This is a genomic window from Aquificaceae bacterium (assembly GCA_037722135.1).
GTDB lineage: Bacteria > Aquificota > Aquificia > Aquificales > Aquificaceae > Pampinifervens > Pampinifervens sericum.
This window is the reverse complement of record JBBKAW010000024.1, coordinates 1-9,969: the sequence shown is the minus strand read 5'-3', so window position 1 is coordinate 9,969 and position 9,969 is coordinate 1. Positions and strand designations below refer to the sequence as shown.

The following is a 9,969-nucleotide window of genomic DNA, read 5'->3' as shown; positions in this document are numbered from 1 at the left end:
ACATATACTTACCCACATTTCCGTTGGCGTAAAGCCTTACATTTCGCAGTGTAAAGTCTATGGCACTCTTGTTTCCGCTGGTTCTCTCGCGCAGGTATTGTCCCCAGATTTGGGCTTTGAAGCCCATGTTTCCTTGGACGTCTTCCGAAATCCTAAAGCTTATGGCATGGGCTGGCAATACACTTGCACCCATCAGGGCTGCTACTGCAAGTAGGCTCTTCCTCATGTTAGTACCCTCCTTAAAAGGTTTTGATAACTACATAATAGCAGATAAAATTCCTCTTGTCAAGCCTTTTTTTACTTTTGCACTTTTGCAGAGGGCTCTTTTAACAAGGCTTGCTCATTTGCAAAATTTCCAATCTCTTTTCTTAGGTCTCTTGTCATGGCTTCCTCGTATGTGTATGGACACTCTTCTGGAAGGTGGAATTCCTCTGGGTTGTAGTTATTGTCTCTTAGCCATATCTCTAACTCCGCAACTGCGTCAATCCACGCACTTTCAATTTCCTGTGGAAGTTTACGCCTAAGGCTTGGGTATTTTTTGAAATGTGCCCTTAACCTACTTCTGGCATTTTCTATACTCCTTATCCATCCATGCCCTGCACCTTCTCCCCCAGCCAAGTTTCTAAAGTTATCCCATTTGTAAAGATGCTCCAAGATAACCGCCAGCTGGCTTATGCCAGAGTCCAAGTGCCTTCTTCCCATATCCCATATCTCCTCTAAGAGGTTTTCCCAGTCCACAAGCTCGTAAGCCTTCTCCTTCAAAAGCTCGTAGTTTATCTCCGCCCAAAGTGGAAAGTCTTTGTAGTATAGTTCTCTTAGCTCTTCCTTGCTTATGGTCTTCATGATTTTAAATATAGGCTTTTGCTTTATAGTTTTTATTATGAAAACCGTAGATGTTAGCACAAAGCCTGAGACCCTTAGGAGTGCCAGTGCCTACGGCAGGATAAGACTAAAAAAGGATACGGTGCAGGCAATAAGAGAGGGTAGAGTGCCAAAGGGAGATGTGCTTTCCGCCTGCAGGCTTGCAGGCATTATGGCTTCAAAGAAAACTCCAGAGCTTTTGCCCTTTTGCCATCCTGTGAGCTTGGAGCATGTGGAAATAAAGGCACAGCTTGGAGAGGACTATTTAGAGGTTTTTTCCTATGTTAAAGGCATAAACAAAACAGGCTACGAGATGGAAGCCTTAACAGCGGTAAGCGTAGCCCTGCTTACCGTTTACGATATGTGTAAAGGCATGGACGATAGCATGCTTATAGAGGAGATAAGGCTTTTGGAAAAGACTGGTGGAAAGTCCCAGTGGTCAAGGACCTTAGAGGGAATAAAAGTAAAGGTTCTCTCCGAGTGTGCTTTGAAAGAGTTCATAGAGGCTCAACTTCTCAGTCTTGGTGCTGAGCTCAGTGAGGAAGGGTATGAGCTTCTCGTTTCCACTCAAAGCCTGTCCTTTTCTGAGGTGTGGCAGGTCTCTTCTGTGATAAACCAAAAGCTCTTTAGCCTTTTTCCAGAGGCTCTAAAAAGAGGTGTAAGGGTGGGTCTTTGTGATGGTAAACTTTGCATAGAGCTTGAGGAAGACAAAGCTATTATCTCTGCCTTCTTTGAAAGTTTTGGAGGACTTATAGGAAATTGGTTAAGGGATGGAAAGGCTGTATAACTGGCTTTTGCTAAAGGCTATAAAGGGTCTTGGTGAAGTTTCTATAAAAAAGCTTTGGCTAAGGTTTGGAAAGGCAGAGAGCATCCTTTCTGGAAGCTACGAAGATATAAGAGAGCTTTTAGGCGAGGAGAAAACGAAGGCTTTTTTCAAAAAGGAGCTTTCCTTTGACCCAGAGGAGGTCATAAGGCTGGTAGAAAGGGAAAAGATTCAGTGGCTGACCCTTGAAGACCAAGAATACCCAGCACTTCTAAAAGAAATAGATGACCCGCCACCTGTGCTTTTCCTTACAGGAGCTTTGAAAAACACATCCCTTATTGCAATAGTTGGCACAAGAAAGCCAGACACACAAAGCCTCTGGTTTATCAGTAAGTTAGTAAGAGAGTTGGTGCAAAGAGGATATGGAGTAAGCTCTGGCGGTGCCATAGGATGCGACTATCATAGCCACAGAGAGTGCCTACAGGCAGGTGGCTTTAGTGTTTGCTTTCTTGGTATGGGTATTTTGAATATTCCTCATTATCTCCAAAAGCTAAGAGGAGAGAACATGGTCTTTGTGTCTGAGTTTTTACCCGATGCACCCCCAGAGGAGTTTACCTTCCCAAGAAGAAACAGGCTAATAAGTGCTATATCCAAGGCAGTGGTAGTGGCAGAAGCAGGACAAAAGAGCGGAGCACTCATAACTGCGGACTATGCGGTAAAACAGAAAAAGCCTCTTTGGGTATACATAGGAAACTCCGCAAGCCAAAGGTGGCTCGGATGTGTAAACCTCGTAAACAGTGGAAAAGCCAAGATAATACACAGCCCCCTTGACCTCTTTGAAGGCATACCCAACGCAAACGTCCAGAAAGACCCTCTCCTTGACCTTCTGTCCACTCCGAAGACCTTTGATGAGCTACTTTTGCTTACAGGACTTGGATATTCTGAGCTAAGTGTAAAACTCTCAAACCTTGAAGTGCAGGGAAAGGTTGCTCGGCAAGGAAACTTTTATATGGCTTTGTAATTGTGGAGACGAGGGGAGTTGAACCCCCGACCTCCTGCTTGCGATGCAGGCGCTCTCCCACTGAGCTACGTCCCCGTAGATTTAAAATTATAACACTTCCAAACGCATAGGTCTTATGGACCTTAGGAACTTCAAAACCGAGGCAAAGTTTTTAGTGTCTACTTTTACAAGCAACTCCTTTAGGTCTCCCACCCTTCTTTTGCTTACCTCCACAGGAAGCCCGCTAAGGTCTGGCTCCTTTCTTACCTCAAGTCTTATGAGCCTTGTGTAGGGTGGTAGGTTTTCTTCTTTTCTCCTTTCAAGCTCCTCTTTGCAAAAGCCCTCCCAGTCCTTTGTCTTCAAAAACTCCAAAAGAGGGTTATGCTCTAAAACTGTTTGAACTATTAGCCTTTTTTTGCTTATGCTCAAAGCCTTCCACATATAGGAGAAATACTCCTCCGCAGAGTCATACCACGGGACAGAGAGAATATTGTCCGCATGTAGCACAAGCACGTTATCGTAGGTCCTACCGAGCTCTGGCTTTGTTTGAAAGGTTATGTTTTCCCTTAGTCCTATGAGTTTTTCCACTTCTTCCACCGCCTTGTCTATACCAAAGCCAAGTTCTTGAAGTTCTCTTCCACACTCAGGACAGTTTGCCAATCCCTTGTATCCACAGGAAGTGCAAAAGACGGTGCTTTTGTCCTTACTAAGGGTTAAAAAGCTACCACACCTTGGACACTCCACTATATAGCCACAAGCCTTGCAGTAGGCATAGGCATAACCTACCTTGTTTACAAGGATAAGGCTCTCCTCCTTTGCGTTTTCCTTTAGGAGTTTTAGTGTGGTATCTGTAAGAACTTCTTCTGGCTTTCTCTTTATTACCACCACCTCCGCAGAGGGTATAAACACTTCCCTTTGCCAGCCCTCTCTAAGGCACAAGCTAAGAGGTGGCAGTGGACTTGCCACACAAAAGTTAGCACCATAATAGCGAGAAAGCTCAAAGAGAAAATGCCTTAGGTCCGTCCCGTCTTGAAGCCTTGAGGCTCTATCTCCAAGAATAACCACAAGCCTTAGGTCTTTTATAGGAGATAGCAAGGCTATCCTGCTTCCCAGCACCACAAGACCCTTTTCCTCATAAACCCTAAACCAGTTTTTCACAAAGTTCTTTTCCCTCTGAAAGGAGCTAAGAAGCACAAGCCTATCGCCAAAAACAGCATACATCTCCTCGTAAAGGTTTCTGAGTAGCTCACTTTGGTCGCAAAAGACAAAGATAGATTCCCCTCTATCTATGTAAGCGGTAAACTCCTCAAAGAGCCTCTCTTTTATCCCCTGCCAGCTACCCATCAAAACACTTTTACTTCCAAGAGGTCTAAACAAGGGCTTTTTTTCCTGTCTTAGCTTAGCAAAATTTGGGTTTGTGTAGGGTATGACCTCTTCTGCCTCTGAAATTATACCCTTCTTTAAAAGAGCCTTTATCTGTGCGGAACTAAAGCCTTGCTCTTTTAGCTCCTCTAAGCTCGCATATCGTTTTTCAAGCAAAAAGTAAACAAGTTTAGAGACTTCCTCTTTATTTTTTAACCTTTTGAGCCTTTGCAGAGCCTCCTCCAAAGGGACACATAGCCTATAGAACTTCTCCACAAGCTTTGGACTTTTCCATTCTCTCTTTTTTGTGAGAAACCCAAGCTCCAAAAGATACTTTACTGGCTCGTTTCCAAAACGCCTTTTTAAGTTCTCCTCCCTTACCTTACCTCTTGCTTTTACCCAGCTTAGTATTTCAAGGCTTTTTTTATCCAGAAAGGTTATTGGTTTTTCAGAAAGGCTTATATACTCTTCCAACCTCCAATCAAAGACGGAGGGTAAGAGCTTATACAAAAGATACCAAGGTATAAGACCGTAATAGTTTGCGGTATCAATAAGAGCCCTTATGTGCTTTTCTGTTGTAAAGGGTCTTGTGTCTGGAAACTCAAGACTTGCTTCCTGCCCTTCGTTGGCAAGACCTACCACTACTGCAGTCTTTCCCGAGAATAAGACCCTGTAGCCTACAGGACTGCCCTCATAAGGGAAGTGAGCTTTTACCTTTATGGTTCTTCCACCGGGTAGAGCCAGCTTTAGGTTCATTCACCGTAATACTCCGCCTTTGAAGTGGCGGTTTCCCAAAGGACAACTTTTACCACCTTCACATCCCCTAAAAGACCAACCTCAGAGAGCTTTTTCACCAAAAAGTCATAGAAAAACTTAGCCAGAGCTTCTGCGGTAGGACAAAAGTCCACAGGGAATATCTTTAGAGCTCCGTATTTCTCTGCGACAGCCTTGAGCTCCTCATACATAGGGTCATTAATGTCTATTATGAAGCTGTGGTCCATAGTGTCTATAAGGTCCTTTAGGGCGTTTTTTACATGATAAAAGTCCATAACCATATCCTGCTCTGAAAGTGTGTTAGAACCCAAGACCACCTCAAGCACATAGCTGTGCCCGTGGAGGTTTACACATTTGTTTACTGGGACTTCTTTGCCTACAGTAAAGTCCGCACCCCTTCCACAGGTTAGGTTTTGCTTCCAAACCCTATGTCCTGCCTCAAACCTGAAGGTTTTTGAAATCTGCCACCTCATCACCAAACCACCACCCTTTCACATTTTACTATAAGCTCCGCTATCTCCTCGTAGCTTTTAGTGAGGTTTTCGGGTATTTTTATACCCCTCGCCTGTGCATCTTCTCTGCAGGCATACCATCCCTTTTTTGTGGGAAACCTCAGAACACCGTCTTGAATTAACACCACTATATCTCCCTCTTCCACAAGGTCAGAGCTAAAGTCTCCCAGCTTTCTCACAAGCCAAAGGGTCTTTACCATATCATAACCGCCTCCGAGCTTGCTATAATGCTTCTTATGTCTTCTATGCTTTTGACCTCAACTTCACAAAGAAGGTCTTCTGGCTTTAGACCCCTTTCTTCAAGGGATGTATCCTCCACATAAACCTTTACCTTAACATAAGCCATATTCTCTATAAGCCGGTCAAAGCCTTGAATACCTAAGTCTTCTGGATGCCATCTACTAAGGGCATACACACCGTCCTTGATAAGTATAAGGTTTACTTCACAGCTTATTCCAAGAGCCATAGCTACCCTTAGGGCTTCGTGGCACTTCCACGAAAAGGGGTCTCCCTTTATCACAAAAGCGACTTTCATTTTAGTTAAAGTTTAACACCTTATCGTATTCTCCTATAAGCCTTGAGAGGTTGTAGGTGGAACTGCTCTCAAAAAAGTCAAGAGGCTTTTCTATACCCCGTTGATGGGCGGAGTGGGCACAGTATAGAAGCCTAACTCCCATTTCCTTTAGCTCCCTTGTTTCTGGTCTTATGGTGTAGTAGGCACCGTTTCCTGAGAAAAATATGGTGACTTCTCCCTTTTTTGTGAGTTCCCTTGTGAGGTTAACTATGGTGTTGTAGTCCTTAGCAAAGGGGTTGCTGGTTACTATGATAAGAAACTTCATCTTACCTTTCTTATTAGTATCTCCCAGGTATTTTCTGAAATCTGATTAACACCAAGCACTTCCTGACCCTCTTCTCTCATGCTTTTTGGAACGCTTTCTGCAGAAGGCTTATAGTCCACTATGACCCTTAGCACTTGACCCACTTCCATCTGCTCCAGAGCCAGCTTGCTCTTTACAAAGGTAAAGGGACAGACATCACCTCTTATGTCCAGCTCCCTGTCGTATTTAATAGCTTTTGTCTCCATGGAGTTTTTAATTATAAGACCCTTGGTCTATTTTGCAAGCACCCTTTCCACCTCAGCAAGGGAAGTTATACCCTTTCTTACCTTTAGTATACCGGCTTCGTATAGGGTTCTCATACCCTTTTTTCTGGCAAGGTCTCTTATGTCTTCTGCGGTGGCACCCTTTACGATGAGCTTTCTGAGTTCTTCGTCCACTTCAAGTATCTCATGCACAGCGGTTCTACCTTTATAACCAGAGCCATTGCAGTGTTCACAACCCTTAGGGTTAGCCTTATAGATAACTATGTCCTCGTCAGGTGATTTTAGGACGCCAATCCTGTAGAGTGCCTCTCTGGGTGTATCCTCTGGGATTTTGCACTTAGGACAGAGCTTTCTCACAAGCCTTTGGGCTACGATGAGTATTACGGAAGAACCCACCAAGAAAGGCTCTATACCCATATCCACAAGCCTTGCTATGGAAGAGGGAGCGTCGTTGGTATGCAAAGTGGAAAAGACCAAGTGTCCTGTTAGCGCTGCCTTTATGCCTATCTCCGCAGTTTCTGTATCTCTTATCTCACCTATAAGTATAATGTCTGGGTCTTGTCTTAGAAAGGCTCTCAAGACACTTGCGAAGGTAAGTCCTATTCTCTCGTTAACTTGCACTTGATTTAGTCCCGGAATAGCTACCTCAACTGGGTCTTCTGCGGTCATTATGTTTACATCAGGAGTATTGCGTTCCATTAGGGCTGCATATAGGGTAGTGGTCTTACCCGAACCTGTAGGTCCTGTAACCAGTATCATGCCCCAAGGTTGCCATATGGCTCTTCTAAACTTCTCAAGGTCATCGGGTTCAAAGCCAAGGTCATCAAGCCTCACATTCAAATACTTCTCCGCTTCCTGTATTCTCATAACCACCTTTTCTCCATAAACGGTTGGGACGGTAGAGACCCTAAGGTCTATTTTCCTGCCCTTATACCTCGTTCTTATCCTCCCATCCTGGGGTTTTCTTTTCTCTGATATATCAAGGTTTGATATTATCTTGAACCTTGCAACCAGTGCATCCCTTATCCCTAAGGGTAATTCATGATAAACCTTTAGGATACCATCAACCCTGTATCTTACTACCACCTTTTTCTCTTGAGGCTCTATGTGAATATCTGAAGCTCCAAGGTCTACCGCTTCCACTATTAAGAAGTTTGCCAGTTTAACAGCGGCACCCTCACCCGCCTCCGTTGCTAATACTTCAGAAGAAAGCTCTGTTGCCTCTGCCTCTATTTCTACATCTTCGCTTACATCAAAGCCTTCTATAATCTTGTCTACTGTGGGATAAAGCTTGTTAAGGATGTCTTCTATGGACTTTTTAGTGGCAACATAAGGCACAATGGTGTTTATTTTTGTCTTGAACCTTAGCTCATTTATGGCACTTTGATTAAAGGGGTTTATTGTCAAAATATAGAGTTTTCCATCTTCATACTTAATAGGTGCTATGCTGTGTTTTCTTAATGTATCCTCTGGTAGTTTTTCCTTTATATCTTCAGGAAGTTTTATGTCCTCAATTCCACCTTTCCATAACCTTTGAGGCATGTATTTCTGATATAAATCCATAAGGCGGATATCATCTATATAACCGAGCCTTAGAAGTGTGCTTATTATATCTTCGTCCCTTTCCTTTTTAGCCTGTGCTTCCAGTGCCTTGTCTCTGCTTATGTATCCCAACCTCACAAGGAGTTCAAGAAGTTTTGCCTCATCCATAACTCTCCTCCTCCGATGGGAAAAGTCCAGCCTCTACTTCACTTTTAAACCTTTTCAAAGCATTCCTAAAAAGCTCCGCGCCTTCAAGATATCTTTTTACAAACCTCGGCTTTATATCCTCCACAAGACCCACAAGGTCATGAAACACCAAGACCTGACCATCGCAGTAAGGTCCTGCACCTATGCCTATGGTTATGGCTCTTGACCCTTCTGTAAGCTCTTTTGTAAGCCCCTTAGGTATACTCTCAAGCACCACCATAAAAGCTCCAGCTTCCTCCAAGGCTTTAAAGTCTTTTTTGATACGCTCTGCCTCTTCTTCCGCCCTTCCCACCACCCTATATCCACCCAGTGCATGCACGCTTTGAGGTGTAAAACCAATGTGTCCTACCACTGGTATGCCGATGCTTACAAGCCTGTATACTAACTCCGCCACCTCTTCACCTCCCTCTATCTTTACTGCGTTTGCTCCCGTTTCTTTTATAACCCTTCCACAGTTCCTTATGGCTTCCTCAAGGCTTACCTGATAGCTCATAAAAGGCATATCCACGATAACAAAGGTGTTTTTTGCACCCCTTCTGACCGCCTTTGTGTGGTATATCATCTCTTCAAGACTGACAGGCAAGGTAGTATCCTGCCCCTGAAAGACCATTCCAAGAGAGTCTCCCACGAGTATACAGTCTATACCCACCTGCTCGCAGAGCTTTGCGGAGATATAGTCATAGGTAGATACCATAACTATCTTCTTGCCTTCTCGCTTTTTCTTAAAAAGGCTTCTTACCGTTATACCATCCATTCTTAGCCTTCCTTCTTCTGCGTGGAGGCTTCTTCCACCTCCTTAAGAAGCTCAAGGAGTTTCTTAATGGTTTCCCTAATACCGTTCATGTCTGACAACTCTCTCATCTCTTTTACCAGTTTGAGTAGGTTTTCAAGGAGCTCTTTCTTGTATGGACCTTCACCGACCCTTATTTGGTATGCGGAAGCGGTGATAGGGTGAATTATGCTGTTAACTATCCTTCTGGCAGTTAGCTTGTCCTGAGCCCGAGCAAGCTCTTCCAATTCCCCTTGAAACCTTCTAAGCAAGTTTATACCTATCTCAAACTCCTTGGTCATTTAGCTCCTCCAGTGGTGAGTGTTAAGAAAATTTTAACATTTTTTCATGTAGTCCAAAAGTATGCTTCTGTGGTCAAAGACCAAAAGGTCAAGTGGCAGGTCTTCAAGTTTGTAAACCCTTACCCTTTTTGCGTCATCTCCAGCCTTTGGTTCACCCTCCGCATCGCACACAAAAACCACAGAAACCACATGAAACCTTGGGTCCCTCTTTGGGTCAGAATAGACTCCAAAAAGCCTGTTTATCCTTGCATCAAGACCCGTTTCTTCCTTTATTTCTCTCAATACTGCGGATTCTACAGTTTCTCCCACCTCCACAAAGCCTCCGGGCAGGGCCAAACCCTCTGGAGCGTATAGCCTTTCTATAAGCACTAAACCCTTAAATCTTTCACCTTCCCAGAGCCTTAGTATAGCATCCACCGCAAGGTGGGGAGTTTTTGGTTCTTTCATAGGGAGTATTATAGATGACTTTTGTCATCTTGACTTTTGAGAGGAGGGTCTATAAAATTGATATCAGATTTCAATATAGGAGGTATGCTATGCGGTTGTTGGTTCTTGGAGGACACGACAGGATGAGGGCAAGGGTTAAAGAGCTCTCCAAGAGGTATGGAGTAAACATCAAGTTTATAAACCAAGAAACACAGCAGAACATTGACAGTGCATTGGCATGGGCGGACTGGGTGATAGTCTTTACCAGTCTTGTAGGGCACAACATGGTTAGACTTGCCAAAGACTACGCCAAGGATAGGTGTATCTTTTGCCACTCTCATGGTGTGTG

At 44.0% G+C, this 9,969-nt stretch carries 15 protein-coding genes and 1 tRNA gene; 3 read left to right on the top strand and 13 right to left on the bottom strand.

Annotation, left to right across the window (positions count from 1 at the left end; genetic code table 11):
- Together WKI49_01755 and WKI49_01750 are read right to left on the bottom strand one after the other, a co-directional pair.
- A partial coding sequence (locus WKI49_01755; protein ID MEJ7621227.1) for a hypothetical protein occupies positions 1–226 on the bottom strand: 226 nt, incomplete at its 3' end.
- A gap of 71 nt (positions 227–297) precedes the next feature.
- Positions 298–843, bottom strand: a complete 546-nt coding sequence (locus WKI49_01750) for a DUF29 domain-containing protein (protein ID MEJ7621226.1) — start codon at positions 841–843, stop codon at positions 298–300.
- Between the two features lie 37 nt (positions 844–880).
- On the opposite strand from WKI49_01750, the gene moaC reads away from it, so the two are divergent.
- Both moaC and dprA read left to right on the top strand, forming a co-directional pair.
- A complete protein-coding gene (gene moaC / locus WKI49_01745) occupies positions 881–1,648 on the top strand; it encodes a cyclic pyranopterin monophosphate synthase MoaC (GenBank protein ID MEJ7621225.1) in 768 nt (255 codons plus the stop codon).
- A complete protein-coding gene (gene dprA / locus WKI49_01740; GenBank protein ID MEJ7621224.1) occupies positions 1,632–2,645 on the top strand; it encodes a DNA-processing protein DprA in 1,014 nt (337 codons plus the stop codon). The genes moaC and dprA overlap by 17 nt, the downstream gene beginning before the upstream one ends.
- Positions 2,646–2,648: 3 nt before the next feature.
- On the opposite strand, the gene WKI49_01735 is transcribed toward dprA, so the two are convergent.
- From WKI49_01735 to WKI49_01685, 11 genes are all read right to left on the bottom strand, one after another.
- A tRNA-Ala gene (locus WKI49_01735) sits at positions 2,649–2,720 on the bottom strand.
- 12 nt (positions 2,721–2,732) lie between these two features.
- On the bottom strand, positions 2,733–4,742 hold the full coding sequence (locus WKI49_01730; GenBank protein ID MEJ7621223.1) for a hypothetical protein: 2,010 nt from the start codon (positions 4,740–4,742) through the stop codon (positions 2,733–2,735).
- Entirely contained in the window at positions 4,739–5,233 is a 495-nt protein-coding gene (locus tag WKI49_01725; GenBank protein ID MEJ7621222.1) for a 6-carboxytetrahydropterin synthase, read from the bottom strand. Before WKI49_01725 ends, WKI49_01730 begins: the two co-directional genes overlap by 4 nt.
- Positions 5,233–5,472, bottom strand: a complete 240-nt coding sequence (locus WKI49_01720; protein ID MEJ7621221.1) for a sulfurtransferase TusB — start codon at positions 5,470–5,472, stop codon at positions 5,233–5,235. The genes WKI49_01725 and WKI49_01720 overlap by 1 nt, the downstream gene beginning before the upstream one ends.
- The gene (locus WKI49_01715; protein MEJ7621220.1) at positions 5,466–5,807 is read right to left on the bottom strand and encodes a DsrE family protein; all 342 of its coding nucleotides are present in this window, start codon (positions 5,805–5,807) and stop codon (positions 5,466–5,468) included. Before WKI49_01715 ends, WKI49_01720 begins: the two co-directional genes overlap by 7 nt.
- Position 5,808: 1 nt before the next feature.
- Positions 5,809–6,111: a DsrE family protein gene (locus WKI49_01710; protein MEJ7621219.1), complete on the bottom strand. Its 303-nt coding sequence runs from the start codon at positions 6,109–6,111 to the stop codon at positions 5,809–5,811.
- A complete protein-coding gene (locus tag WKI49_01705) occupies positions 6,108–6,356 on the bottom strand; it encodes a sulfurtransferase TusA family protein (protein ID MEJ7621218.1) in 249 nt (82 codons plus the stop codon). Before WKI49_01705 ends, WKI49_01710 begins: the two co-directional genes overlap by 4 nt.
- 27 nt (positions 6,357–6,383) lie before the next feature.
- Positions 6,384–8,084, bottom strand: coding sequence for a type II/IV secretion system protein (locus tag WKI49_01700; GenBank protein MEJ7621217.1), 1,701 nt, complete (start codon positions 8,082–8,084; stop codon positions 6,384–6,386).
- Positions 8,077–8,877 carry a 3-methyl-2-oxobutanoate hydroxymethyltransferase gene (panB, locus tag WKI49_01695; protein MEJ7621216.1) on the bottom strand — a complete coding sequence of 267 codons (801 nt, stop codon included), beginning with the start codon at positions 8,875–8,877 and terminating at the stop codon, positions 8,077–8,079. The genes WKI49_01700 and panB overlap by 8 nt, the downstream gene beginning before the upstream one ends.
- A gap of 2 nt (positions 8,878–8,879) precedes the next feature.
- Positions 8,880–9,194: a hypothetical protein gene (locus WKI49_01690; protein ID MEJ7621215.1), complete on the bottom strand. Its 315-nt coding sequence runs from the start codon at positions 9,192–9,194 to the stop codon at positions 8,880–8,882.
- A gap of 33 nt (positions 9,195–9,227) precedes the next feature.
- Positions 9,228–9,641: an NUDIX hydrolase gene (locus WKI49_01685; GenBank protein MEJ7621214.1), complete on the bottom strand. Its 414-nt coding sequence runs from the start codon at positions 9,639–9,641 to the stop codon at positions 9,228–9,230.
- 89 nt (positions 9,642–9,730) lie between these two features.
- Here WKI49_01685 and WKI49_01680 point away from each other — a divergent pair.
- Positions 9,731–9,969 (top strand): DUF2325 domain-containing protein (locus tag WKI49_01680; protein ID MEJ7621213.1); only part of this gene is annotated, 239 nt, incomplete at its 3' end.